Origin of the sequence: Klebsiella huaxiensis (assembly GCF_003261575.2) — a bacterium.
Taxonomy (GTDB): Bacteria; Pseudomonadota; Gammaproteobacteria; order Enterobacterales; family Enterobacteriaceae; genus Klebsiella; species Klebsiella huaxiensis.
The window spans coordinates 2,476,837-2,499,828 of sequence record NZ_CP036175.1; the positions used below are offsets into that span (position 1 = coordinate 2,476,837).

Here is a 22,992-nt window from a genome sequence, read left to right on the forward strand (position 1 = left end):
CCATGATGTTAAGTAAGAAAAACAACGAGGCGCTGGAAAACTTCAGTGAAAAGCTGGAAGTCGAGGGGCGCAGCCTTTGGCAGGATGCCCGCCGCCGCTTTATGCATAACCGCGCCGCTGTCGCCAGTCTGATTGTGTTGGTGATTATCGCGCTGTTTGTCACCATCGCGCCGATGGTGTCGCAGTTCTCATACTACGATACCGATTGGGGCATGATGTCCAGCGCACCTGATATGGAGTCCGCTCACTACTTCGGTACCGACTCGTCTGGCCGCGACCTGTTGGTGCGTGTGGCGATCGGCGGTCGTATTTCATTAATGGTCGGCGTCGCTGCGGCGCTGGTGGCGGTGATTCTTGGCACGCTTTACGGCTCGCTTTCCGGTTATTTGGGCGGCAAAGTGGACTCGGTGATGATGCGTCTGCTGGAAATCCTCAACTCTTTCCCGTTTATGTTCTTCGTCATTCTGCTGGTGACCTTCTTTGGCCAGAATATTTTGCTCATTTTCGTCGCCATTGGGATGGTCTCCTGGCTGGATATGGCGCGTATCGTTCGTGGCCAGACCCTGAGCCTGAAGCGCAAAGAGTTTATTGAAGCTGCGCAGGTCGGTGGAGTCTCAACAGGTAACATTGTTATCCGCCATATTGTGCCGAACGTGCTTGGCGTGGTGGTGGTGTATGCCTCGTTGCTGGTCCCGAGCATGATCCTGTTCGAATCCTTCCTGAGCTTCCTTGGTCTGGGTACCCAGGAGCCGCTAAGCAGCTGGGGCGCGTTGCTCAGCGATGGTGCGAACTCGATGGAAGTATCGCCGTGGCTGCTGCTGTTCCCTGCCGGTTTCCTGGTGGTAACGCTATTTTGTTTTAACTTTATCGGCGATGGCTTGCGTGATGCCCTCGACCCGAAAGACCGCTAAGGAGCGCCGTCATGAGTACGATTGAAACGGCAAAAGCGCCGCAGGTAGCACAACAATCCAGCCTTCTTCTGGATGTTAAAGACCTTCGCGTCACCTTTGGCACTCCCGATGGCGATGTTACTGCGGTCAACGATCTCAACTTTAATCTACGAGCAGGGGAAACCTTAGGTATCGTGGGTGAGTCCGGTTCCGGTAAGTCGCAAACCGCTTTTGCGCTGATGGGCCTGCTGGCGGCAAATGGTCGCATTGGCGGCTCAGCGACCTTTCACGGTAAGCAGATCCTGAACCTTCCGGAACGTGAGCTGAATAAGCTACGCGCCGAGCAGATCTCAATGATTTTTCAGGACCCGATGACGTCGCTCAATCCGTATATGCGGGTAGGCGAACAGCTGATGGAAGTCCTGATGCTGCATAAAGCAATGAGCAAAGCCGAAGCGTTTGAAGAGTCGGTTAAAATGCTGGATGCGGTCAAAATGCCGGAAGCGCGTAAACGGATGAAAATGTATCCACACGAGTTTTCCGGCGGGATGCGCCAGCGCGTCATGATAGCGATGGCGCTGCTGTGTCGGCCTAAGCTGTTGATTGCCGATGAGCCGACAACGGCGCTGGATGTGACCGTACAGGCACAAATTATGACGTTGCTGAATGAACTCAAGCGCGAGTTCAATACCGCGATCATTATGATTACCCACGATCTCGGCGTAGTGGCGGGGATCTGCGATAAGGTGCTGGTGATGTATGCTGGCCGCACTATGGAATATGGTCAGGCGCGCGACGTCTTTTATCATCCGTCGCACCCTTATTCAATTGGTCTACTGAATGCGGTTCCGCGTCTGGATGCTGAAGGTGACGCCTTGTTGACCATTCCGGGCAACCCACCAAACCTGCTGCGTTTGCCGAAGGGTTGTCCGTTCCAGCCGCGTTGCCCACATGCAATGGAGATTTGTAATAGCGCTCCGCCTCTTGAGAAATTTGCGCCAGGCCGCCTGCGTGCCTGCTTTCAACCGGTGGGGGATTTGCTATGAACGCCGTAACGGAACAAAGAAAAGTCCTGCTCGAAATTGCCGACCTGAAAGTGCATTTTGATATTAAAGACGGTAAACAGTGGTTCTGGCAGCCGTCAAAAACGCTTAAGGCTGTAGATGGCGTAACTTTGCGCCTGTACGAAGGTGAAACGCTGGGCGTGGTCGGGGAGTCAGGTTGTGGAAAATCAACCTTTGCGCGAGCCATTATTGGCCTGGTAAAAGCCACTGACGGTAAAGTTGCCTGGCTGGGTAAAGATTTGCTGGGGATGAAGTCTGAGGAATGGCGCGATGTGCGCAGCGATATCCAGATGATCTTCCAGGATCCGCTGGCGTCGCTGAACCCGCGAATGACTATCGGGGAAATCATTGCCGAGCCGTTGCGTACTTATCATCCGAAAATGCCGCGTCAGGAAGTTCGCGACCGGGTTAAAGCGATGATGATGAAAGTGGGGCTGCTGCCAAACCTGATTAACCGCTATCCGCACGAGTTCTCCGGCGGTCAGTGCCAGCGTATTGGTATTGCGCGCGCGCTAATCCTTGAACCCAAGCTGATTATCTGTGATGAACCGGTTTCAGCGCTGGACGTGTCGATTCAGGCGCAGGTGGTGAATCTTCTTCAGCAGCTGCAGCGTGAAATGGGCCTGTCGCTGATTTTTATCGCCCACGATCTGGCGGTCGTTAAGCATATTTCTGACCGCGTGCTGGTGATGTATCTGGGTCATGCCGTGGAGCTGGGCACTTACGATGAGGTGTACCATAATCCGCTGCATCCTTATACCAAAGCGTTGATGTCGGCGGTTCCCGTTCCGGATCCTGACCTGGAAAGAAATAAAACTATTCAGTTGCTGGAGGGGGAATTACCATCGCCGATTAACCCACCGTCGGGATGCGTATTCCGCACGCGATGCCCTATTGCCGGACCGGAGTGCGCGAAAACGCGACCGGTGCTGGAGGGCAGTTTCCGGCACGCGGTTTCCTGCCTGAAGGTAGACCCGTTATAATCTCTGGGGCTGACGTAAGTCAGCCCTTTTTTAGCGAGGTTAACGTGGCTTTTCATATTCATGCCGCTCGTCTGCGGCTGTATCATTTACTCTTCGATCAAAACCGACGCTCTGGCCGCCATTTTGAAGGTCTTTGCGGCGTTTTTGCGTTGCTATCGGTGTTGGTCATATTTATCGAGTCCGGGCTAGGAACTCAATATCATCTGACATTAGATGAATGGCATATTTTTGTCTGGCTTGAGCTTATTGTTACTGCGGTTTTTACCCTCGAATATCTTCTGCGGATCATCAGCTGGCCGAATCCGCTTAAGTATATTTTTAGTTTTTGGGGAATTATTGACCTTGCCACTATCTTACCGATGTATGTGATGTGGATGTGGCCGGAGATTAGCCTCGATTACGTCTTTGCCTGGCGGGCCATGCGTGCTATTCGCGCGTTACGCATTCTTAAGCTGCTGCGTTTTATGCCATCGCTGAATATTTTCTGGGCCGCCATCGTCAGCGCCCGCCACCAGCTGATCCTTTTTTATTCTTTTATTGCTATCGTGATGGTGATTTTTGGTGCGCTAATGTATCTGGTTGAGGGGCCGAAATACGGATTCACCACGCTAAATGCGTCAGTTTACTGGGCGATTGTGACGATAACGACGGTGGGGTATGGCGATATCACACCACATACGCCGTTGGGGCGTATTCTTGCCTCCATACTTATCTTAATCGGCTACTCGATTATTGCGATTCCGACCGGCTTAATTACCACCCACATGACCACGGCATTTCAGAATCGACGAGCTCAGCGTACATGTCAAAATTGTCAGCATGATACGCATGAGAAAGATGCACACTACTGTAAGGTATGCGGAAGCGAACTGCCTAAGTAAATAAAAAGCCTGCCTCGGTAAATCAGGCAGGCTTCTTCTGTATAGCTATTGGCTTGAGAAAGAGCTTATTCTCGCCACAGAATATGGCAAATCTTGTGGTCTTTTTCGCGACACAGCAGCACGCGGGCAAAGATATCGTTAATATCACCGCCATCGGTATCGGCCAGGCCAATCACCACTTCGGCAAAGAAATCCGGATTGAGGTCAAAATCGACGTGTTCTTCCCAATCAGGAGCCGGGTCAAACAGCTCGGCACCGCCGCGTTCTTCAAATTGTAGGTTGAACAGAATGACATCCGCCGGATCGAGGTTGTCGACAGCCAGTTCCAGGAAGATATCGTAGGCTTGTTCAAGCGTTTCGTCTTCGGTCAGGCGATTGTTTAAATCCATATCCATGATTGCTACCCATTAAACATCTGATTGGCACGTTTTACAGCAACGGACTGAAGAAGTAAAACAGTCGCTCAGCGATCCGCTGCCACAGCGGACGTTTTAACCACAAGCGGGCGTCCAGCAGGCGCGAGCGAGAGATATAGTCGTCCTGAACTGCCGCCAGATCGCTACCAAATCCGGCATCGTCAATCACCAGCGTAATTTCGAAGTTAAGCCATAGGCTGCGCATGTCGAGATTCACGGTACCGACCAGACTGAGTTCGCCGTCAACTAATACGCTTTTGGTATGCAGCAGTCCGCCTTCAAATTGGTAAATCTTCACCCCTGCCGCCAGCAGTTCACTAAAGAAAGCGCGGCTGGCCCAGCCGACCAGCAGCGAATCGTTCTTGCGTGGCAAAATAATGCTGACATCGACACCGCGTTGGGCGGCAGTACAGATAGCATGCAGCAGATCGTCACTGGGCACAAAGTAGGGAGTGGTCATGATCAAATGCTCTTTGGCTGCATAGGCGGCGGTCAACAGAGCCTGATGAATCAAGTCCTCCGGGAAACCCGGACCGGAAGCTATGGTATGAATTGTATGCCCACTGGCCTCTTCGAACGGCATGATATTGACGTCTGGCGGCGGTGGTAAAATCCTTTTTCCGGTCTCAATCTCCCAGTCACAGGAATAAACAATACCCATGGCAGTCGCGACTGGGCCTTCCATTCGCGCCATCAAATCGATCCACTGACCAACGCCAGAGTCTTGTTTAAAGAAACGTGGATCGACCAGATTCATACTGCCGGTATAGGCAATATAGTTATCGATCATGACCATTTTGCGATGTTGACGCAGGTCCATGCGACGCAGAAAGACGCGCATCAGGTTTACCTTCAGCGCTTCGACAACCTCAATTCCCGCATTGCGCATCATGGCGGCCCACGGGCTGCGGAAAAAAGCCACGCTACCCGCGGAGTCGAGCATTAAACGGCAGTGTACGCCGCGCCTGGCCGCTGCCATTAACGATTCCGCGACCTTATCGGCCATACCGCCAGGCTGCCAGATATAGAACACCATCTCAATATTGTGACGAGCGAGCTGAATATCTCGGATAAGCGCCTGCATAACGTCATCTGATTCGGTGAGTAGCTGAAGCTGGTTGCCTTTAACGCCAGCGATGCCCTGGCGGCGCTCGCAGAGTTGGAATAACGATTCGGCGACCGGGCTATTTTCATCGGCAAAGATATGTTTGCAGGCTTTGAGATCTTTTAACCATTTGGCCGTCGAAGGCCACATTGCGCGAGCGCGTTCAGCGCGGCGTTTACCCAGATGCAGCTCGCCAAACGAGAGATAGGCAATGATTCCCACAAGCGGAAGGATGTAGATGATCAGCAACCACGCCATTGCTGACGGAACTGCACGTCTTTTCATTAGTATGCGTAATGTTACACCAGCGATCAGCAGCCAGTAACCGAGTATGACCAGCCAGTTAACCACTGTGTAAAAGGTTGTCATAGATGAAAAATCCTTTTGAATGACTTTATGTCATGAGTTTACGCATCAACATCAATCTGGCAAATAAAAACGCAGCGAAAGCGTTGGTCACCCAGATTCATCGGTCTATAATGCTGGCTGTTTTCACTTGTAGAGTAGTAGCAATGAAGCGTAGTAGAACGGAAGTAGGGCGCTGGCGCATGCTAAGACAGGTGAGTCGCCGTAAAACACGCTGGCTGGAAGGCCAATCGCGTCGCAATATGCGCATCCTCTCCATCAGAAAAGAGCTGGTGAAACGGCAACGTCATTCCCTGCTGTTCACTTTCTCTGAGTTTTGAGAGTCGAAACAAAAGGCACCGCTCGCGGTGCCTCTGTTTTTGGTCAGGGTCTTGTTTTCAGAATACCTTTTTGAAAGGCTTAACGGACACTTTCTGATAAACCCCAGCAGCGATATACGGGTCATCATTGGCCCATGATTGCGCCGCTTCCAGTGATTCAAATTCTGCAATAACCGTTGAACCGGTAAAGCCAGCCACGCCAGGTTCATTACTGTCTACAGCAGGCATTGGGCCAGCGGTCAGCAAACGACCTTCATCATGTAATAGTTGTAAACGCGCCAGGTGGGCGGGACGTACCGACGATCGTTTTTCCAGAGAGTCGGCGATATCTTCAGCGTAGATAACGTAAAGCACGGCATGGCTCCTTATTAATAAATTGGCGAATCACGTTAAGTGAAACCGTCGTTGACTGCAATGCAAAGATGCGCACGACCCTTAGATTGCCATGCTCTGGCGCCTTTTTGTCAGAAAAGGGGGCAAATTTTGATGCAACATAACAACCCTAGTTGAATATGATTGCTATTTGCATTTAAAATCGGGGCATCATTTTTCAACAGAAACGACTATGAGCGCAATGACCCTTGATTTACCTCGCCGCTTTCCGTGGCCTACGCTACTGTCCGTGGTTATCCACGGAGGTGTTGTAGCGGCGTTGCTGTATACTTCGGTACATCAGGTTATTGAACGACCTTCGCCTTCGCAGCCTATCGAAATTACAATGGTGGCCCCGGCCGATCTGGAACCGCCTCAGGCGGCGCAGCCGGTGGTTGAACCCGTAGTTGAGCCAGAGCCTGAACCGGAAGTGGTGCCTGAACCGCCAAAAGAGGCACCGGTTGTGATCCATAAACCCAAGCCGAAGCCAAAACCAAAACCGAAGCCGGAAAAAAAGGTTGAGCAGCCAAAGCGTGATGTGAAACCAGCGGAAACGCGCCCTGCATCGCCGTTTGAAAACTCAAATACGGCACCAGCGCGCACGGCACCAAGTACATCGACCGCGACCGCTAAACCAACCGTTACGGCCCCGACCGGTCCACGAGCGTTAAGCCGCGGAGAACCGACCTATCCAGCTCGTGCCCAGGCGCTGCGCATTGAGGGTGATGTTCGCGTTAAATTTGATGTTACGCCGGACGGTCGCGTGGATAACGTGCAGATCCTCTCCGCTCAGCCAGCGAATATGTTTGAGCGTGAAGTGAAGAGCGCTTTACGTAAATGGCGCTATGAAGCAGGTAAACCGGGTACTGGCATCACCATGACCATTCAGTTCCGTCTGAAAGGCGTGAAGATTAGCTAAGAGTGAGGCCCCTTAAGGGGCCTTTTCCATTAATACGTCATCAAGTGCTTTCTGCGCCGTGACCAAATGTTGTCCACCAAACAGAATCGCCCGGTTCAGCAATGTATATAGCTGGTAGATGGGTTGACGTTCGAGAAAGCCGGACGGCAGCGGTGAAACGGATTGATAACCGTCGTAAATTTGCGGTGGTTGTTCAAGATGTAACGGCAGCATAGCCAGATCGCACTCTCTGTCACCCCAATAGCAGGCCGGGTCGAAAATATAAGGTCCATTCGGCCCTAGCGCACAGTTGCCAGACCATAAATCTCCGTGAAGTAATGATGGCTGTGGCTGATGATTGCTCAGCCGCTGTTGTACAGTGTCGACGAGAGTATCAATATCGCCAAAATGCAGACCTTTTTCGGCGGCTAACTCCAACTGCCAGCCAATGCGCTGCTCGGCAAAGAAAGTGGACCAGCGGCGCTGCCACGCGTTTGGCTGCGGAGTGGTGGAGAGATCGTTATCAAAATCGAGACCAAACTGCGGCTGATCGCTCCATTGATGTAAATGCGCGATTTGTTGACCTAACAGGAAAGCATTATGCGCATCCAGTGGCCGGGGAGGGAGATATTCCATCACCAGGAAACTGTAATCCCGGTCGCTGCCGACAGCAAAAACCTGCGGTACGCTAACGGTTTTACTTCGTGACAGCAGCTCAAGCTGATCTGCTTCAGCGGTGAAGATGGGCAAAAGCTCCCGTTCATCACATTTTACGAAGTAATCTCGCCCACCAAAGCGTAAATGCCAGGCTGCATGGATTTCTCCACCAGGTAGTTCGTTTCGCAGTTCGATTTCAGCTGCTTCAGTGTGCCAATCGCTTAACAAATTGCTGATAGCTTGCCACATGCTGTCTCTCCCCTATGTTTTCCACCATTTCATAAGGTTAGCGCATAACCTCGGTGTAAAATTCGAACTGACGCACAACTGACGGTTTCTACTGCGCTAATCGCACTTATTGAGCTTTCAACCACTGAACAAATGTGGTGACGGTTATTTCGATAGGTCTTCCCAGGGCAGTTTCGGCTAAACCTGCGCTCAGGGCTTTCACATCGGCGGCATCCTGAGCGGAAAGCAGGCCAAATGTATTGGTTCCGAGCTCGTGGGCATTTCCTTCATCATCATTTAAAACAAGGGTAAAACCGGCTCGAATGAGATGGTTACTGAGCTCGTTAATTTCTGTTAACGTTTCTTCATGAAAGCGAGCCGTGACGACCCAGGCAGTAATTTCGCTACTCATTTTTTCACCTCATTGTTATCCATGGCATTTTCAGCATAGACCATCACGGTGATTTGGCGACTCCCTCTGGAGAGGCAGAGGGAGTAGGGGATTAACAACCGCGCAGGTAATCGTAGATTTTTTGCGTATTTTCCAGAGAGCAAAGACGAGTTCCCTGGTTTATTGTTGCAGCGCTCCCCGCCGCAACGCCAAAGCGCACCATATCTTCAAGGGAAGCATTCTCCGCCAGCCGAAGAGTCATCGCACCGACCATACTGTCACCAGCGCCGACGGTGCTCTGACTCTTCATCGGTGGCGGTACGACCTGTACGCTGCCGTTGGCATCGACACCTAAAGCCCCTTGGGGTCCCAGTGAAACCACGACGCGCCGGGCCTTGCCAGTACGAATTAGCTCCAGGGCTGCCTTACGTACATCATCCGGTTGGTTGAGATCGCGCTGAACGAGGGCGCTGAGTTCTTTCTGGTTCGGTTTAACCAGTTCAATATTGCCAACGTTGAGTGCGGCGGCGAGGGCTTCGCCAGAGCTATCGATAATACAACGCAGTCCATGCTGTTGAGCGTTTTTGACTAATTTTGTCAGGCTCTCGACGCTGATGCCTGGTGGCAGACTGCCGCTGATAACCAATAGGGAACCGGGGGAAATGGAGAGAACTTTTTCTTCCAGGCGATGAAACTCTTCCTGGGTTAACGCGGCTCCAGGCATGACGAAACGATACTGTTCACCGCTGGTATTCACATGCACATGAAGATTTTGTCGCGTCCAGTCATGCGTTTCTACTGTCTCTACCGGAACATGTTCATCGATCAGCAGGGCTGTGAGATGTTCTCCCGTCGCGCCGCCGACGGGGAATATTGCGGTAGCGCTGCCGCCAAGAAAAGTAATGGCTCGCGCAACATTTATCCCTCCACCGCCAGGTTCGAAAACGGGAGCGCTACAGCGTAGTTTGCCTTCCGGGTAGATTTGCGGGGTCTGCGTTGCGCTGTCGAGCGAAGGGGCTAATGTGAGCGTATAGATTTTGGTCATCCAATTTCCTCCATAACACGAATTTAGCTGCTCTGTTTTTAAGCATGGCACTTAAAGGAGGGCAGGGAAAGTAACGAGTGACATTTGCACCAGCATCTCTTTTTATCTTTATGAAATAAAAATTGTTTTGAGAAGCCTCTTATACAAAAAATGAAATAGTAATTGATTGCTAAGTTAATCGTGCTTTTTTATAATTTAATCCCTTTCCTGGAGCGGCAATCAGCGATCCTTGCGAAAGCTCCCGGGACCATCCTGGTCTCCTTTTATGTTGTACGGACTTTAAATTAAATGAAGCTTTTGAAGACAGTACCCGCAGCGGCAATGCTGGCGGGGGGGCTCTTTGCATCTACATGCGCAATGGCCGATGATTCCGTTTTTACTGTCATGGATGACCCTTCCACAGCCAAAAAACCTTTCGAAGGTACTGTTAACGCTGGTTATCTGGCGCAGTCTGGCAATACGAAAAGTTCCTCGATGACTGCGGACTCTACTTTGACCTGGTATGGTAATACTACAGCGTGGTCACTTTGGGGGAATGCCAGCAATACATCGTCAAACGATCAACGTTCTTCGGAAAAGTACGCGGTAGGCGGGCGTAGTCGTTATAACCTGACCGATCAGAATTATATTTTTGGCCAGGCGAGCTGGTTGACGGATCGTTATAACGGTTATCAGCAGCGTGATGTACTCACCGCGGGTTATGGTCGGCAAATCCTCAATGGCCCGGTACACAGCCTGCGTTTTGAATTTGGTCCTGGCGTACGTTATGACGAATATACCGATGGTGACAACGACACTCAGCCGCTGGGCTATGCTTCTGGTACCTATGCGTGGCAGATGACCGATACCACCAAATTTACACAGGGTGTTTCAGTTTTCGGCTCTGAAGATACGACGCTCAACACGGAAAGCGCGTTAAATGTTGCTATCAATGCACATTTTGCGCTTAAAGTAGCCTATAACCTGACCTGGAACTCTGAACCGCCGTCCTCAGCGCCAGCGCACACCGATAGACGTACTACTCTGTCGCTCGGTTATAAAATGTAATATATCAGGCCGGATATTCCGGCCTGATTGTTTTAAATTTAGCAATAAGTGACATTATTATTTTTGGCCTTTCGTTTTATTTTTTATAAAAAGAAATTGCCTTCATAATTTCCTCATAATTGTCTTTTTGTTGACAAATATGCAGTTAATTTGACACGAAAAGATAAATATTTAGTCGGACAAGAATGTGATCTGGATCTATACTGTTTAGCACTGACGGAGATAATGCCTCCGTTCAATTAGCTGAAACAAATAAGAGAATCACTATCATGAAAAATAACAAAATCGCAATCGCGGCTGTGATGCTGTGCACGCTATCTTTTGGCGCATTTGCTGCTAACACGGCTCCACAGCCAGCCAACAACGACCATACTCAAGTTGGCATTGCTAAAGCGACTGACGTTGAAGCGGGCTCCAATATTGCTCCAGGTTCCCAATCAACGGGTCAGTCAATGAATGATGCCTTTGATGTGCACAAGCTTGTTGCCGGAGAGTGGTCCTGATATTTCATCTAACACATCATTTATATTCCATTATTTCGTAAAGCAGCAAGCCGGGTAATGATGTACCGGTTTTGCTTTCCGCATTTTTTGTTAAACATCCATTTGTTGTGTTAAATTCTTATTATCACACTTGGTTTTTATCATACCGATACCGTTTCTTTTTTCGCATATCATCAAATCAAATAGCGTGCGTTTTTTTTGGGCTGCCACCTCTTGTTTTTCCATCAACCAGAACCATTTAGTCTCATGTGACTTTAATCACGCAGTAATGATGTGTAAACTGACTGTCGGTGTTATCTACAGGCGGCTGCAGGTGGGTTCGATTCGGTAAACGGTCGTGCTCATATTTCGCAGAGTGAAGCGGGAACTGGGCCTGAACTTGTTGATAATTATGATTATATTGTTTTGTATGTGCTCTTTCGTGTGGGGCACCACTGCAAATAAGGACATGAAATGCCTGTAATTACGCTTCCTGATGGCAGCCAACGCCATTTTGATCACGCTGTGAGCCCGATGGATATTGCTCTGGATATCGGTCCAGGTCTGGCGAAAGCCACAATTGCTGGTCGTGTCAACGGCGAGCTGGTTGATGCCTGCGATCCTATTGAAAACGATGCAAGCCTCTCCATCATCACCGCTAAAGATGAAGATGGTCTGGAAATTATTCGTCACTCCTGCGCCCACCTTTTGGGGCACGCAATTAAACAGCTGTGGCCAAATACCAAGATGGCGATCGGCCCGGTTGTCGACAATGGTTTCTACTATGATGTCGATCTGGACCATACCCTGACCCAGGAAGATATCGACGCGCTCGAAAAACGTATGCACGAGCTCGCTGAGAAAAACTACGACGTCATCAAGAAGAAAGTCAGCTGGCATGAAGCGCGTGAAACCTTCGTGAAGCGTGGCGAAAACTACAAAGTTTCGATTCTTGATGAAAACATTGCTCATGATGATAAGCCCGGCTTATACCATCACGAAGAATATGTCGACATGTGTCGTGGCCCACACGTGCCGAACATGCGTTTCTGCCATCACTTTAAGCTGATGAAGACCGCCGGTGCCTACTGGCGTGGTGATAGCAACAATAAGATGTTGCAACGTATCTACGGAACCGCATGGGCAGATAAAAAGGCGCTGAATGCTTATCTGCAGCGTCTGGAAGAAGCCGCCAAGCGCGACCATCGTAAAATTGGCAAGCAGCTCGACCTGTATCATATGCAGGAAGAAGCACCGGGTATGGTGTTCTGGCACAACGACGGCTGGACTATCTTCCGTGAACTGGAAACTTTCGTGCGCTCCAAGCTGAAGGAGTACCAGTATCAGGAAGTTAAAGGTCCGTTTATGATGGACCGTGTGCTGTGGGAAAAAACGGGCCACTGGGACAACTATAAAGATGCGATGTTTACCACGTCTTCCGAGAATCGTGAATACTGCATCAAGCCGATGAACTGTCCAGGTCACGTTCAGATCTTCAATCAGGGTCTGAAATCCTATCGCGATCTGCCATTACGTATGGCTGAGTTCGGTAGCTGCCATCGTAACGAGCCATCAGGCGCGTTGCATGGTTTAATGCGTGTACGCGGCTTTACTCAGGATGATGCCCATATCTTCTGTACCGAAGATCAGGTGCGTGATGAAGTCAATGCTTGCATTCGTTTAGTCTATGATATGTATAGCACTTTCGGCTTCGACAAAATTGTCGTCAAACTTTCAACGCGTCCGGAAAAACGTATCGGCAGTGATGAAACGTGGGATCGTGCGGAAGCGGATCTGGCCGTAGCTCTGGAAGAGAATAACATCCCGTTTGAGTATCAACTGGGTGAAGGGGCATTCTATGGCCCGAAAATTGAATTTACCCTTTATGACTGCCTCGATCGTGCATGGCAGTGCGGTACTATACAGTTAGACTTCTCCCTGCCGGCTCGTCTGAGCGCCTCTTATGTAGGCGAAAATAACGAACGACAGGTTCCGGTAATGATTCACCGTGCGATTCTTGGTTCACTGGAGCGCTTTATTGGCATCCTGACCGAAGAGTTCGCTGGTTTCTTCCCAACCTGGATTGCACCTGTGCAGGTTGTGGTGATGAATATTACTGATTCTCAGGCTGAATACGTTAACGAATTGACTCGTAAACTACAAAATGCGGGCATTCGCGTAAAAGCAGACTTGAGAAATGAGAAGATAGGCTTTAAAATCCGCGAGCACACTTTACGTCGTGTCCCTTACATGTTGGTCTGTGGCGACAAAGAGGTAGAAGCAGGCAAAGTTGCCGTGCGTACCCGTCGTGGCAAAGACTTGGGCAGCCTGGACGTAAATGAAGTTATCGAGAAGCTGCAACAAGAGATTCGCAGCCGCAGTCTAAAACAACTGGAGGAATAAGGTATTAAAGGCGGAAAACGAGTTCAAACGGCACGTCCGAATCGTATCAATGGCGAGATTCGCGCCCTGGAAGTTCGCTTAACAGGTCTGGAAGGCGAAGCTTTGGGTATTGTGAGTCTGAGAGAAGCAATCGAAAAGGCTGAAGAAGCCGGAGTAGATTTAGTTGAAATCAGCCCTAACGCCGAACCGCCAGTTTGTCGTATCATGGACTACGGCAAGTTCCTTTATGAAAAGAGTAAGTCTTCTAAGGAACAGAAGAAAAAGCAAAAAGTTATCCAGGTTAAGGAAATTAAATTCCGCCCTGGTACCGACGATGGCGATTATCAGGTAAAACTCCGCAGCCTGATTCGCTTTCTGGAAGATGGCGATAAGGCCAAGATCACGCTGCGTTTCCGCGGTCGTGAGATGGCCCACCAACAGATCGGTATGGAAGTGCTTACGCGCGTTCGTGACGATCTGAGTGAACTGGCAGTTGTCGAATCCTTCCCAACGAAGATCGAAGGCCGCCAGATGATCATGGTGCTCGCTCCTAAGAAGAAACAGTAAGGCCTTCAAGTAGCAATGCCTATGGAGCCTGCGGGCTCTATAGTCGTTGTTCGCCTATGTTTCGTTTATTAACAATGCGAAGTGGAAGTTATTAAAATGCCAAAAATTAAGACCGTACGCGGTGCTGCTAAGCGCTTCAAAAAAACCGGTAAAGGTGGTTTTAAGCACAAGCACGCTAACCTGCGTCACATTCTGACCAAAAAAGCTACCAAGCGTAAACGTCATCTGCGTCCGAAAGCCATGGTTTCCAAAGGCGATCTGGGCCTGGTAATCGCGTGCCTGCCGTACGCATAAGTCGTTAACCCTTTTAACTTTTTAATTAGAATAGATACAGGAGAGCACATATGGCTCGCGTAAAACGTGGTGTAGTTGCCCGTGCACGTCACAAGAAAATTTTGAAACAAGCTAAAGGCTACTACGGTGCGCGTTCTCGCGTATACCGCGTTGCCTTCCAGGCTGTTATCAAAGCTGGTCAGTACGCTTATCGTGACCGTCGTCAGAAAAAGCGTCAGTTCCGTCAACTGTGGATTGCGCGTATCAACGCAGCAGCACGTCAGAACGGTATTTCTTACAGCAAATTCATCAACGGCCTGAAAAAAGCCTCTGTTGAAATCGACCGTAAGATCCTGGCTGACATCGCAGTATTCGACAAATTAGCGTTCACCGCGCTGGTCGAAAAAGCGAAAGCAGCTCTGGCATAAGCCAGTTGAAAGAGGGAGCTTGTCTCCCTCTTTTCGTTTCAACACTATCAATACATTGACTTTTATTGTCGTAAGCTTTTCAATACAGGTCTTCCGTTTCGTACCAGACAAGGTAATGCAAGCATGAATGCTGCTATTTTCCGCTTCTTTTTTTACTTTAGCACCTGAACTCAGGAGGCTAGCGCGTGAAAGAAGAAACGGAAAACAGCGCCTAAAAGCCTCCCTGGTGGAGGCTTTTTTCGTATATGAACTGGCTCATTCTATTTCAAGCTGCAGGTAGGTGAATTAACTCGTGCGATCCCGCTGGAGCAATCTGCGGTAGATACGGATTTACCCACTACCTGTCACTCGAAATAGTGAGAGCAAAATAATAACCATAACCGGTGTCTGCACCGACATAATGAGGAAAACCATGTCACATCTCGCAGAGCTGGTTGCCAGTGCGAAGGCAGCCATTAACGAGGCATCAGATGTTGCTGCGCTGGACAACGTCCGCGTGGAATATTTGGGTAAGAAAGGGCAATTGACCCTTCAGATGACGACCCTGCGTGAGCTGCCTGCTGAAGATCGCCCGGCAGCCGGTGCGGTTATCAACGAAGCCAAAGAGCAGGTCCAGCAGGCGCTTAACGCGCGTAAAGCTGACCTCGAAGGCGCAGCGCTTAACGCGCGTCTGGCCGCGGAGACCATTGATGTCTCTCTGCCGGGGCGTCGTATCGAGAACGGTGGTCTGCACCCGGTTACCCGTACCATCGACCGTATTGAAAGTTTCTTCGGTGAGCTCGGCTTTACCGTCGCGACCGGTCCGGAAATCGAAGATGACTACCATAACTTCGATGCGCTGAATATTCCTGGCCACCATCCGGCGCGCGCTGACCACGACACTTTCTGGTTTGATGCCACGCGCCTCCTGCGCACTCAAACTTCTGGCGTGCAGATCCGCACCATGGCCAACCAGCAGCCGCCAATCCGCATTATTGCACCAGGCCGCGTTTATCGTAACGACTACGATCAGACTCACACTCCAATGTTCCACCAGATGGAAGGCCTGATTGTTGACACTAACATCAGCTTCACCAACCTGAAGGGAACCCTCCACGATTTCCTGCGTAACTTTTTTGAAGAAGATTTGCAGATTCGTTTTCGTCCGTCCTACTTCCCGTTCACAGAGCCTTCTGCTGAAGTTGACGTCATGGGGAAAAACGGTAAATGGCTGGAAGTGCTCGGCTGCGGCATGGTGCACCCGAACGTACTGCGCAACGTTGGCATTGATCCGGAAATCTATTCCGGCTTTGCCTTCGGTATGGGTATGGAGCGACTGACTATGCTGCGCTACGGCGTAACCGACTTACGCGCATTCTTCGAAAACGATCTGCGTTTCCTCAAACAGTTTAAATAAGGGTAGGACAGAACAATGAAATTCAGTGAACTGTGGTTACGCGAGTGGGTTAACCCGGCCATCGACAGCGAAGCGCTGTCGGACCAGATAACCATGGCAGGCCTCGAAGTTGACGGTGTTGAGCCGGTCGCGGGAAGCTTCAACGGCGTTGTCGTAGGTGAAGTGGTTGAATGCGCTCAGCACCCTAATGCTGACAAACTACGCGTAACGAAAATCAACGTTGGCGGCGAACGTCTGCTGGATATCGTCTGCGGCGCGCCGAACTGTCGTCAGGGTCTGAAGGTTGCGGTTGCAACCATCGGTGCCGTACTGCCGGGTGATTTTAAAATTAAAGCGGCGAAACTGCGCGGCGAGCCTTCTGAAGGTATGCTGTGTTCTTTCTCCGAGCTGGGTATTTCCGACGATCATAGCGGCATTATCGAATTGCCTGCTGATGCGCCGCTGGGTACCGACATCCGTGAATACCTGAAGCTGGACGATAACACCATTGAAATCAGCGTCACGCCGAACCGTGCCGACTGCCTGGGTATTATTGGTGTTGCTCGCGATGTGGCCGTACTCAACAAAGCTCCGCTGAATGCTCCGGAAATTACCCCGGTTGCGGCGACTGTTGATGATGTGCTGCCAATCCAGGTTGAAGCGCCGGATGCTTGCCCGCGCTATCTGGGGCGCGTGGTGAAAGGCATTAATGTTAAAGCGCCGACTCCGTTGTGGATGAAAGAGAAGCTGCGTCGTTGCGGTATTCGTTCCATCGATGCCGTGGTTGATGTGACCAACTATGTGCTGCTTGAACTGGGTCAGCCAATGCACGCCTTCGACAAAGATCGCATTGACGGCGGGATTGTCGTGCGTATGGCGCACGAAGGGGAGACCTTAGTTCTGCTGGATGGCTCTGAAGCTAAGCTGGACACCGATACTCTGGTTATTGCTGACCACCAGAAAGCGCTGGCAATGGGCGGCATTTTCGGTGGTGAACACTCTGGTGTGAATGACGAAACGCAAAACGTTCTGTTGGAATGTGCGTTCTTCAGCCCGCTGTCTATTACTGGCCGCGCGCGTCGCCATGGCCTGCATACCGATGCCTCTCACCGCTATGAGCGTGGTGTGGACTCAGCGCTGCAATATAAGGCAATGGAACGTGCAACTCGCCTGCTGATGGATATCTGTGGCGGTGAAGCTGGTCCGATCATCGATGTTACTAATGAAGCGACTCTGCCTAAGCCTGCAACTATCACACTGCGCCGTAGCAAGCTCGATCGCCTGATTGGTCATCACGTTGATGATGCGCAGGTGAGCGATATTTTGCGTCGTCTGGGCTGCGAAGTGACTGAAGGTCAGGACGAGTGGAAAGCCGTTGCGCCGAGCTGGCGTTTCGACATGGAGATCGAAGAGGACCTGGTCGAAGAAGTCGCTCGCGTTTATGGCTATAACAATATTCCTGATGAGCCGGTCCAGGCTGGCCTGATCATGGGCACCCACCGCGAGGCGGATCTGTCGCTTAAGCGCGTGAAAACCCTGCTCAATGACAAAGGCTACCAGGAAGTTATTACCTATAGTTTTGTAGATCCGAAAGTACAGCAATTGATCCACGCTGGTGAAGAAGCGCTGATTCTGCCGAGCCCAATCTCCAGCGAAATGTCGGCAATGCGCCTGTCATTGTGGACTGGCTTACTGGGAACTGTGGTGTATAACCAAAACCGTCAGCAGAGCCGTGTACGTATCTTTGAGAGCGGCTTACGCTTTGTTCCAGATACTCAGGCTCCGCTGGGTATTCGCCAGGATGTGATGCTGGCTGGCGTGATTTGCGGTAACCGCTACGAAGAGCACTGGAATCTGGCAAAAGAAACCGTTGATTTTTATGATTTAAAAGGTGACCTTGAGTCCGTTCTTGACCTGACCGGTAAGCTTTCCGATATCGAATTCCGTATCGAAGCTAATACTGCGCTTCATCCGGGGCAGTCCGCAGCGATTTATCTGAAAGGTGAACGTATTGGTTTTATTGGGGTTGTTCACCCGGAGCTGGAACGTAAACTGGATCTGAACGGTCGCACTTTGGTCTTCGAACTGGAGTGGGACAAGCTTGCAGACCGCGTGGTGCCTCAGGCGCGTGAAGTTTCGCGCTTCCCGGCGAACCGTCGTGACATCGCTGTTGTTGTGGCAGAAAACGTTCCCGCTGCCGATGTTTTAGCCGAGTGTAAGAAAGTTGGCGTAAATCAGGTAGTTGGCGTAAACTTATTTGACGTGTACCGCGGTAAAGGCGTGTCGGAAGGCTTTAAGAGCCTTGCGATTAGTCTAATCCTTCAGGATACCAGCCGTACACTCGAAGAAGAGGAGATTGCCGCTACCGTCGCCAAATGTGTAGAGGCATTGAAAGAGCGATTCCAGGCATCATTGAGGGATTGAACCTATGGCGCTTACAAAAGCTGAAATGTCAGAATATCTGTTTGATAAGCTTGGGCTTAGCAAGCGGGATGCCAAAGAGCTGGTGGAGTTGTTTTTCGAAGAGGTTCGCCGTGCTCTGGAAAACGGAGAGCAGGTAAAACTCTCCGGGTTTGGCAACTTCGATTTGCGTGATAAGAACCAACGCCCGGGCCGTAACCCGAAAACGGGAGAGGATATCCCTATTACAGCCCGGCGAGTGGTGACCTTCAGACCAGGCCAGAAGCTAAAAAGCCGTGTTGAAAATGCGTCACCCAGAGACAAATAATCTGAACTAACTAAAAAGGCCGCGATGCGGCCTTTTTCTTTTCTTTACTGAATACCGTAAAATCAATCACATCCCACTCCTGGATTTAGGAATCTATGCTGACCTTTGCTCAAATTCAGCAGCGCCGCAGTCGGCGCTGGCTTGCGGTATTAACCTTGCTGCTTCTGATCACATCGACCATCAGCCTGTGCGCTGGAGACCAGTGGATTGGCCCCGGCGAGTGGTTGAGCGCTAAAGGTGAGCTTTTTATCTGGCAGATCCGTCTGCCTCGTACTCTGGCCGTCCTGCTTGTGGGAGCAGCGCTGGCGCTTTCGGGGGCGATAATGCAGGCGCTATTTGAAAACCCGCTAGCGGAGCCGGGGCTGCTGGGCGTATCCAATGGGGCTGGGGTTGGCCTGATTGCTGCTGTGCTGCTGGGGAAAGGGTTGCTTCCTGGTTGGGCGTTAGGGCTATGCGCGATTCTTGGCGCGCTAGTCATCACCTTTATTTTGCTGCGCTTCGCCAGGCGACACTTGTCCACCAGCCGGTTGCTGTTGGCGGGTGTCGCGTTAGGTATCATCTGTAGTGCACTGATGACCTGGGCTGTCTATTTTTCTACCTCTTTCGATCTTCGTCAGTTGATGTACTGGATGATGGGCGGTTTTGGCGGCGTTGACTGGCAGCAGCTGTGGCTAATGCTGGCGCTGTTGCCGGTGTTGGGCTGGGTGTGTTTGCAATCGCAGCCGCTCAATCTGCTGGCGCTGGGCGAAGTGTCCGCGCGACAGTTGGGCTTACCGTTGTGGCTATGGCGCAAAGTGTTGGTGGTGGCTACCGGCTGGTTGGTGGGAGTTAGCGTGGCGCTGGCTGGGGCGATTGGTTTTATTGGCCTGGTCATTCCGCACATTCTGCGTTTATGCGGTTTAAGCGATCATCGTGTTTTGCTTCCGGCCTGTATGTTAGCCGGAGCCAGTGCTTTACTGGGGGCGGATATTGTCGCGCGTCTGGCGCTGTCGGCGGCGGAACTGCCCATCGGCGTGGTTACCGCGACGCTGGGGGCGCCGGTGTTTATCTGGTTATTGTTAAAATCAGGCCGCCCGCAGTAGGGCAATACAGGCGCTGTATTGCCACAGCGCCTGCAATAAGTCGAGAATATTACCAGCCTTTAATGGCATCGCCCTTGTAGACTTCCGCTGCCTTATCTGCGACTTCTTTGGTCTGGAAGGCTTCTTTCAGCTCCTGAACCTTTTTACTGTCTTTATTATCTTCGCGCGAAACAATAGCGTTAACGTACGGAGAGTCCGGACCTTCCATAAATAAACCATCGCGGGCAGCAGACAAACCGGCCTGCGCAGAGAAGTTAGTATTAATAATCGACAGCGCGACGTTCGGGTCATCCAACGTACGTGTTAGTTGCGGCGTATCAACCTCGACAATTTTCAGCTGTTTTGGATTGTCGATAATATCCAGAGTCGTTGGCAGGTAACCGACACCGTCTTTCAGCTTGATTAAGCCTTGCGCCTGGAGCAACAGCAGGCTGCGGCCCAGAGTGGTGGTTTCGTTAGAAATAGAAACCGTCGCGCCGTCAGGTAGCTCGCTGATGTTTTTAATTTTCTTAGAGTAGGCGGCAATCGGGAAGACAAAAGTTTTACCGACAATCGCAAACTTATAGCCACGCTCTTTTGATTGTGCCTCAAGGTAAGGTAGCGTCTGAAACGCGTTAGCATCGACGTCTTTATTGTTGAGGGCTTCATTAGGCAGGACGTAATCATTGAACGAGATAACTTCAACATCGAGGTTGTATTTGTCTTTGGCAACTTGTTCCACGACTTTCCAGATAGCTTCATCCGGGCCGGTGTTAATCGCCACTTTAACTTTATTATCTTCATCTGGCGAACAGGCCGAGAGTAGCGCCACAGAGACGGCAATTAACGCCGTGCTAAACATCTTTTTCATCAATAAAACTCTCTCAAATTAACAATTAACGAAATACTATTACATCCATTTATCACTGTACACTGAATTGCTCTGTCTCCTTGTTGAGATGAATTCATGTTGTCAGGGCTGTTACATCAAGAGACACTCCAGGGCGATTCAAAGTAGAATGACGCGGTCTGAATCCGCTACAGTAGATAGGGATCACCACGCAGAAACTGGTTTAATTCACTGAGGGAAGGCTATGCAACACGATATTCTCAATACTGAAGTCACCACTATTGATGGTGAGAAAACAACGCTTGCGCCTTATGCAGGCAAAGTGCTGCTGATCGTCAACGTTGCGTCAAAATGTGGCCTGACGCCGCAATATGAGCAACTGGAAACCCTGCAAAAAGATCTCGAAAGCGAAGGTTTTAGCGTGCTGGGCTTTCCATGTAACCAATTCCTGGGGCAAGAGCCGGGCAGCGAAGAAGAGATTAAAACGTTCTGCAGCACTACTTACGGCGTCACTTTCCCGATGTTCAGCAAGGTTGACGTCAACGGCGAACATCGTGCGCCTTTGTATCAGAAGCTGGTCGATGCCGCCCCGCAGGCCATCGCGCCGGAAGGCAGCGGTTTCTATGAGCGAATGGCCAGTAAAGGCCGGGCGCCGCTGTATGTTGACGACATCCTGTGGAACTTTGAAAAATTCCTGATTGGTCGCGACGGTCAGGTTATCGGCCGTTTCTCACCTGATATGACGCCGGACTCCCCGCAGCTGGTGGCCGCGATTAAAGGAGCTTTAGCCAAATAATGCCATTTTTGATGCAGCTACAGGATGTAGAAGAGGCGGGGCGGCTGGCCCCATTTACCGCGGATGTCCGACCCGGAGAGATTATTCACCTGGTGGGGCCAAACGGCGCGGGGAAAAGCACGCTGCTGGCGCGAATGGCGGGTCTCACCACTGGCCCCGGACAGGTGACGCTCAATGAGCGCCCGCTGAACGACTGGCTAGCGCAGGACCTGGCCCGTCATCGTGCCTATCTCAGCCAGCACCAGATGCCGCCCTTCGCGATGCCGGTCTGGCACTATCTGTCGCTGCATCTGCAAAACGAGACACAGAACGCGCTCCTGAAGACCATCGCAGAAAAACTGGGTCTGAGCGATAAGCTCGGACGCCAGGTGAATCATATTTCGGGTGGAGAGTGGCAGCGTGTGCGTCTGGCAGCGGTAATATTGCAAATCCATCGTCAGGCCAATCCGGCAGGACAGCTGTTACTGTTGGATGAACCGATGAATAGCCTCGACGTGGCGCAGCAGGCCGCGCTCGATCGGGTATTAAGTGAACTTTGTGCCTCAGGTATTGCGATCGTCATGAGCAGTCACGATCTCAATCACACCCTCCGCCATGCCCAGAGTTCCTGGCTTATCCGTCAGGGGGAGACTATCGCCTGCGGCAGTACATCCGAGGTGCTGAGCGAAGAAAATTTAACCGCCGCCTATGCGATGGCCTTTCAACGAGTGGAGGTGGCGGGTCATCTTATGCTCGTTGCGTCACAGTAGCACGCAGTAGCCTTGCCAGCGAATTGATAAACAAGCTAAATTATTCTGACAATAAGATAGGGAACAGAGGAATCGTCTGAGATGCGTTTCTGGTTCGTGTTGTTTGTAGCGCTATTTCTGGCGGGTTGTAGTAGCCATCGGGCGCCGCCGCCAAATCCGCGGCTTGCAGATTCTATTACCGTTGTCGCCAACCTCAATGAGCAGTTAAGAAACTGGCGGGGAGCGCCGTATCGTTATGGCGGAATGTCGCCGCGCGGTGTTGATTGCTCCGGTTTTGTGCTGATGACTTTTCGCGATAAGTTCGCGTTGCAGTTGCCGCGCGAAACCCGTGAACAGGCGGAAATAGGCACTAAGATTGATAAGAGCGAATTGCTGCCCGGCGATCTGGTCTTTTTCAAGACGGGCTCCGGAGAGAGCGGCTTGCACGTCGGTATTTATGACACGGATAATCAGTTTATCCACGCCTCCACCAGCCAGGGCGTGACGCGTTCATCACTGGATAACGTGTACTGGCATAAGAAATTCTGGCAGGCGCGAAGGATTTAGCGTTGGTCAATTAGCCGAAGGGAAGCGCCAGTTTCCCTTTTTCATCGCAATACCCATTCAATCCCTCCGTGTTAATAATTTGTTGAAAGCAC

28 protein-coding genes and 1 other annotated feature are annotated in these 22,992 nt (G+C 51.0%); of the genes, 20 read left to right on the forward strand and 8 right to left on the reverse strand.

The genetic code is table 11. The features are described from left to right. The first annotated feature begins 2 nt into the window (after positions 1-2). From oppC to DA718_RS11790, 4 genes are read left to right on the forward strand one after another with little or no spacing between them, the layout of a single operon-like run. Positions 3-911, forward strand: a complete 909-nt coding sequence (oppC, locus tag DA718_RS11775; protein WP_110275584.1) for an oligopeptide ABC transporter permease OppC — start codon at positions 3-5, stop codon at positions 909-911. An 11-nt stretch (positions 912-922) separates the two neighbouring features. Beyond that, positions 923-1,936 (forward strand): ABC transporter ATP-binding protein, encoded by a 1,014-nt coding sequence (gene oppD, locus DA718_RS11780; RefSeq protein ID WP_112213398.1) that lies wholly within the window; start codon positions 923-925, stop codon positions 1,934-1,936. Next, positions 1,933-2,937, forward strand: coding sequence for a murein tripeptide/oligopeptide ABC transporter ATP-binding protein OppF (gene oppF / locus DA718_RS11785; RefSeq protein ID WP_112213399.1), 1,005 nt, complete (start codon positions 1,933-1,935; stop codon positions 2,935-2,937). The genes oppD and oppF overlap by 4 nt, the downstream gene beginning before the upstream one ends. A gap of 44 nt (positions 2,938-2,981) precedes the next feature. After that, complete coding sequence (locus DA718_RS11790; RefSeq protein WP_112213400.1) at positions 2,982-3,818, forward strand: ion transporter; 837 nt, start codon at positions 2,982-2,984, stop codon at positions 3,816-3,818. A gap of 65 nt (positions 3,819-3,883) precedes the next feature. On the opposite strand, the gene DA718_RS11795 is transcribed toward DA718_RS11790, so the two are convergent. Together DA718_RS11795 and cls are read right to left on the reverse strand one after the other, a co-directional pair. Then, on the reverse strand, positions 3,884-4,213 hold the full coding sequence (locus tag DA718_RS11795; protein WP_110275588.1) for an HI1450 family dsDNA-mimic protein: 330 nt from the start codon (positions 4,211-4,213) through the stop codon (positions 3,884-3,886). A 34-nt stretch (positions 4,214-4,247) separates the two neighbouring features. Beyond that, positions 4,248-5,708 carry a cardiolipin synthase gene (gene cls, locus DA718_RS11800; protein WP_112213401.1) on the reverse strand — a complete coding sequence of 487 codons (1,461 nt, stop codon included), beginning with the start codon at positions 5,706-5,708 and terminating at the stop codon, positions 4,248-4,250. A 143-nt stretch (positions 5,709-5,851) separates the two neighbouring features. Here cls and DA718_RS11805 point away from each other — a divergent pair, with 143 nt between their 5' ends. Then, entirely contained in the window at positions 5,852-6,025 is a 174-nt protein-coding gene (locus DA718_RS11805; protein WP_130624366.1) for a YciY family protein, read from the forward strand. Positions 6,026-6,082: 57 nt separating this feature from the next. Here DA718_RS11805 and DA718_RS11810 read toward each other — a convergent pair whose 3' ends face one another. Then, complete coding sequence (locus DA718_RS11810; RefSeq protein ID WP_110275659.1) at positions 6,083-6,379, reverse strand: YciI family protein; 297 nt, start codon at positions 6,377-6,379, stop codon at positions 6,083-6,085. A 211-nt stretch (positions 6,380-6,590) separates the two neighbouring features. On the opposite strand from DA718_RS11810, the gene tonB reads away from it, so the two are divergent. Then, positions 6,591-7,316 carry a TonB system transport protein TonB gene (tonB, locus tag DA718_RS11815; protein ID WP_112213402.1) on the forward strand — a complete coding sequence of 242 codons (726 nt, stop codon included), beginning with the start codon at positions 6,591-6,593 and terminating at the stop codon, positions 7,314-7,316. A 12-nt stretch (positions 7,317-7,328) separates the two neighbouring features. Here the strand turns inward: tonB and DA718_RS11820 are convergent, their stop codons facing one another. The 3 genes from DA718_RS11820 to pfkB all read right to left on the reverse strand — a co-directional run bounded on the left by DA718_RS11820 (position 7,329) and on the right by pfkB (position 9,616). Next, positions 7,329-8,201, reverse strand: a complete 873-nt coding sequence (locus DA718_RS11820; protein ID WP_112213403.1) for a fructosamine kinase family protein — start codon at positions 8,199-8,201, stop codon at positions 7,329-7,331. Between the two features lie 106 nt (positions 8,202-8,307). Continuing rightward, positions 8,308-8,592 (reverse strand): type V toxin-antitoxin system endoribonuclease antitoxin GhoS, encoded by a 285-nt coding sequence (gene ghoS, locus DA718_RS11825; RefSeq protein ID WP_112213404.1) that lies wholly within the window; start codon positions 8,590-8,592, stop codon positions 8,308-8,310. Positions 8,593-8,683: 91 nt separating this feature from the next. Further along, a complete protein-coding gene (gene pfkB, locus DA718_RS11830; protein ID WP_112213405.1) occupies positions 8,684-9,616 on the reverse strand; it encodes a 6-phosphofructokinase II in 933 nt (310 codons plus the stop codon). Positions 9,617-9,904: 288 nt separating this feature from the next. On the opposite strand from pfkB, the gene DA718_RS11835 reads away from it, so the two are divergent. Both DA718_RS11835 and DA718_RS11840 read left to right on the forward strand, forming a co-directional pair. Next, complete coding sequence (locus DA718_RS11835; protein ID WP_110275668.1) at positions 9,905-10,663, forward strand: DUF481 domain-containing protein; 759 nt, start codon at positions 9,905-9,907, stop codon at positions 10,661-10,663. A gap of 269 nt (positions 10,664-10,932) precedes the next feature. Beyond that, on the forward strand, positions 10,933-11,166 hold the full coding sequence (locus tag DA718_RS11840; RefSeq protein WP_112213406.1) for a hypothetical protein: 234 nt from the start codon (positions 10,933-10,935) through the stop codon (positions 11,164-11,166). A 90-nt stretch (positions 11,167-11,256) separates the two neighbouring features. On the opposite strand, the gene DA718_RS30845 is transcribed toward DA718_RS11840, so the two are convergent. After that, entirely contained in the window at positions 11,257-11,391 is a 135-nt protein-coding gene (locus DA718_RS30845; protein ID WP_267285565.1) for a hypothetical protein, read from the reverse strand. Between the two features lie 228 nt (positions 11,392-11,619). On the opposite strand from DA718_RS30845, the gene thrS reads away from it, so the two are divergent. The 9 genes from thrS (at position 11,620) to btuC (ending at position 19,980) form a co-directional block, all read left to right on the forward strand. Further along, positions 11,620-13,548, forward strand: a complete 1,929-nt coding sequence (thrS, locus tag DA718_RS11850) for a threonine--tRNA ligase (RefSeq protein WP_112213407.1) — start codon at positions 11,620-11,622, stop codon at positions 13,546-13,548. Between the two features lie 3 nt (positions 13,549-13,551). Continuing rightward, positions 13,552-14,094, forward strand: coding sequence for a translation initiation factor IF-3 (gene infC, locus DA718_RS11855; RefSeq protein ID WP_052746887.1), 543 nt, complete (start codon positions 13,552-13,554; stop codon positions 14,092-14,094). A 96-nt stretch (positions 14,095-14,190) separates the two neighbouring features. Beyond that, the gene (rpmI, locus tag DA718_RS11860) at positions 14,191-14,388 is read left to right on the forward strand and encodes a 50S ribosomal protein L35 (protein WP_001124225.1); all 198 of its coding nucleotides are present in this window, start codon (positions 14,191-14,193) and stop codon (positions 14,386-14,388) included. Between the two features lie 50 nt (positions 14,389-14,438). Further along, a complete protein-coding gene (gene rplT, locus DA718_RS11865; protein ID WP_004102963.1) occupies positions 14,439-14,795 on the forward strand; it encodes a 50S ribosomal protein L20 in 357 nt (118 codons plus the stop codon). Positions 14,796-14,913: 118 nt separating this feature from the next. Beyond that, positions 14,914-15,038, forward strand: a sequence feature (Phe leader region). Beyond that, positions 14,919-14,963, forward strand: a complete 45-nt coding sequence (pheM, locus tag DA718_RS30390; protein WP_001386830.1) for a pheST operon leader peptide PheM — start codon at positions 14,919-14,921, stop codon at positions 14,961-14,963. Its footprint overlaps the feature before it by 45 nt. A 169-nt stretch (positions 15,039-15,207) precedes the next feature. Next, on the forward strand, positions 15,208-16,191 hold the full coding sequence (gene pheS, locus DA718_RS11880) for a phenylalanine--tRNA ligase subunit alpha (protein ID WP_112213408.1): 984 nt from the start codon (positions 15,208-15,210) through the stop codon (positions 16,189-16,191). Between the two features lie 15 nt (positions 16,192-16,206). Continuing rightward, positions 16,207-18,594 carry a phenylalanine--tRNA ligase subunit beta gene (pheT, locus tag DA718_RS11885; RefSeq protein WP_112213409.1) on the forward strand — a complete coding sequence of 796 codons (2,388 nt, stop codon included), beginning with the start codon at positions 16,207-16,209 and terminating at the stop codon, positions 18,592-18,594. 4 nt (positions 18,595-18,598) lie between these two features. Then, complete coding sequence (ihfA, locus tag DA718_RS11890) at positions 18,599-18,898, forward strand: integration host factor subunit alpha (protein WP_004102960.1); 300 nt, start codon at positions 18,599-18,601, stop codon at positions 18,896-18,898. Positions 18,899-18,993: 95 nt separating this feature from the next. Then, complete coding sequence (gene btuC / locus DA718_RS11895; protein WP_112213410.1) at positions 18,994-19,980, forward strand: vitamin B12 ABC transporter permease BtuC; 987 nt, start codon at positions 18,994-18,996, stop codon at positions 19,978-19,980. Positions 19,981-20,029: 49 nt separating this feature from the next. Here the strand turns inward: btuC and DA718_RS11900 are convergent, their stop codons facing one another. Beyond that, positions 20,030-20,830: a MetQ/NlpA family ABC transporter substrate-binding protein gene (locus tag DA718_RS11900; RefSeq protein ID WP_112213411.1), complete on the reverse strand. Its 801-nt coding sequence runs from the start codon at positions 20,828-20,830 to the stop codon at positions 20,030-20,032. A 223-nt stretch (positions 20,831-21,053) separates the two neighbouring features. On the opposite strand from DA718_RS11900, the gene DA718_RS11905 reads away from it, so the two are divergent. The 3 genes from DA718_RS11905 to DA718_RS11915 all read left to right on the forward strand — a co-directional run bounded on the left by DA718_RS11905 (position 21,054) and on the right by DA718_RS11915 (position 22,900). Continuing rightward, positions 21,054-21,605, forward strand: a complete 552-nt coding sequence (locus DA718_RS11905; protein WP_112213412.1) for a glutathione peroxidase — start codon at positions 21,054-21,056, stop codon at positions 21,603-21,605. Then, complete coding sequence (gene btuD, locus DA718_RS11910) at positions 21,605-22,354, forward strand: vitamin B12 ABC transporter ATP-binding protein BtuD (RefSeq protein WP_112213413.1); 750 nt, start codon at positions 21,605-21,607, stop codon at positions 22,352-22,354. Before DA718_RS11905 ends, btuD begins: the two co-directional genes overlap by 1 nt. 81 nt (positions 22,355-22,435) lie before the next feature. After that, positions 22,436-22,900 carry an NlpC/P60 family protein gene (locus DA718_RS11915; protein ID WP_112213414.1) on the forward strand — a complete coding sequence of 155 codons (465 nt, stop codon included), beginning with the start codon at positions 22,436-22,438 and terminating at the stop codon, positions 22,898-22,900. The last annotated feature ends 92 nt before the right edge of the window (positions 22,901-22,992 follow it).

Excerpts from the sequence above, each read along its gene's own strand:
- DA718_RS11795 (WP_110275588.1), bottom strand. The coding sequence starts at position 4,213 with ATGGATATGGATTTAAACAATCGCCTGACCGAAGACGAAACGCTTGAA.
- cls (WP_112213401.1), bottom strand. The coding sequence starts at position 5,708 with ATGACAACCTTTTACACAGTGGTTAACTGGCTGGTCATACTCGGTTAC.
- DA718_RS11835 (WP_110275668.1), top strand. The coding sequence starts at position 9,905 with ATGAAGCTTTTGAAGACAGTACCCGCAGCGGCAATGCTGGCGGGGGGG.
- DA718_RS11915 (WP_112213414.1), top strand. The coding sequence starts at position 22,436 with ATGCGTTTCTGGTTCGTGTTGTTTGTAGCGCTATTTCTGGCGGGTTGT.
- pheS (WP_112213408.1), top strand. The coding sequence starts at position 15,208 with ATGTCACATCTCGCAGAGCTGGTTGCCAGTGCGAAGGCAGCCATTAAC.
- DA718_RS11840 (WP_112213406.1), top strand. The coding sequence starts at position 10,933 with ATGAAAAATAACAAAATCGCAATCGCGGCTGTGATGCTGTGCACGCTA.
- oppC (WP_110275584.1), top strand. The coding sequence starts at position 3 with ATGATGTTAAGTAAGAAAAACAACGAGGCGCTGGAAAACTTCAGTGAA.
- DA718_RS11900 (WP_112213411.1), bottom strand. The coding sequence starts at position 20,830 with ATGAAAAAGATGTTTAGCACGGCGTTAATTGCCGTCTCTGTGGCGCTA.
- thrS (WP_112213407.1), top strand. The coding sequence starts at position 11,620 with ATGCCTGTAATTACGCTTCCTGATGGCAGCCAACGCCATTTTGATCAC.
- ghoS (WP_112213404.1), bottom strand. The coding sequence starts at position 8,592 with ATGAGTAGCGAAATTACTGCCTGGGTCGTCACGGCTCGCTTTCATGAA.
- rpmI (WP_001124225.1), top strand. The coding sequence starts at position 14,191 with ATGCCAAAAATTAAGACCGTACGCGGTGCTGCTAAGCGCTTCAAAAAA.
- oppF (WP_112213399.1), top strand. The coding sequence starts at position 1,933 with ATGAACGCCGTAACGGAACAAAGAAAAGTCCTGCTCGAAATTGCCGAC.
- pheT (WP_112213409.1), top strand. The coding sequence starts at position 16,207 with ATGAAATTCAGTGAACTGTGGTTACGCGAGTGGGTTAACCCGGCCATC.
- tonB (WP_112213402.1), top strand. The coding sequence starts at position 6,591 with ATGAGCGCAATGACCCTTGATTTACCTCGCCGCTTTCCGTGGCCTACG.
- pfkB (WP_112213405.1), bottom strand. The coding sequence starts at position 9,616 with ATGACCAAAATCTATACGCTCACATTAGCCCCTTCGCTCGACAGCGCA.
- ihfA (WP_004102960.1), top strand. The coding sequence starts at position 18,599 with ATGGCGCTTACAAAAGCTGAAATGTCAGAATATCTGTTTGATAAGCTT.
- oppD (WP_112213398.1), top strand. The coding sequence starts at position 923 with ATGAGTACGATTGAAACGGCAAAAGCGCCGCAGGTAGCACAACAATCC.
- DA718_RS11805 (WP_130624366.1), top strand. The coding sequence starts at position 5,852 with ATGAAGCGTAGTAGAACGGAAGTAGGGCGCTGGCGCATGCTAAGACAG.
- btuC (WP_112213410.1), top strand. The coding sequence starts at position 18,994 with ATGCTGACCTTTGCTCAAATTCAGCAGCGCCGCAGTCGGCGCTGGCTT.
- rplT (WP_004102963.1), top strand. The coding sequence starts at position 14,439 with ATGGCTCGCGTAAAACGTGGTGTAGTTGCCCGTGCACGTCACAAGAAA.
- DA718_RS11905 (WP_112213412.1), top strand. The coding sequence starts at position 21,054 with ATGCAACACGATATTCTCAATACTGAAGTCACCACTATTGATGGTGAG.
- DA718_RS11820 (WP_112213403.1), bottom strand. The coding sequence starts at position 8,201 with ATGTGGCAAGCTATCAGCAATTTGTTAAGCGATTGGCACACTGAAGCA.
- btuD (WP_112213413.1), top strand. The coding sequence starts at position 21,605 with ATGCCATTTTTGATGCAGCTACAGGATGTAGAAGAGGCGGGGCGGCTG.
- DA718_RS30845 (WP_267285565.1), bottom strand. The coding sequence starts at position 11,391 with ATGGAAAAACAAGAGGTGGCAGCCCAAAAAAAACGCACGCTATTTGAT.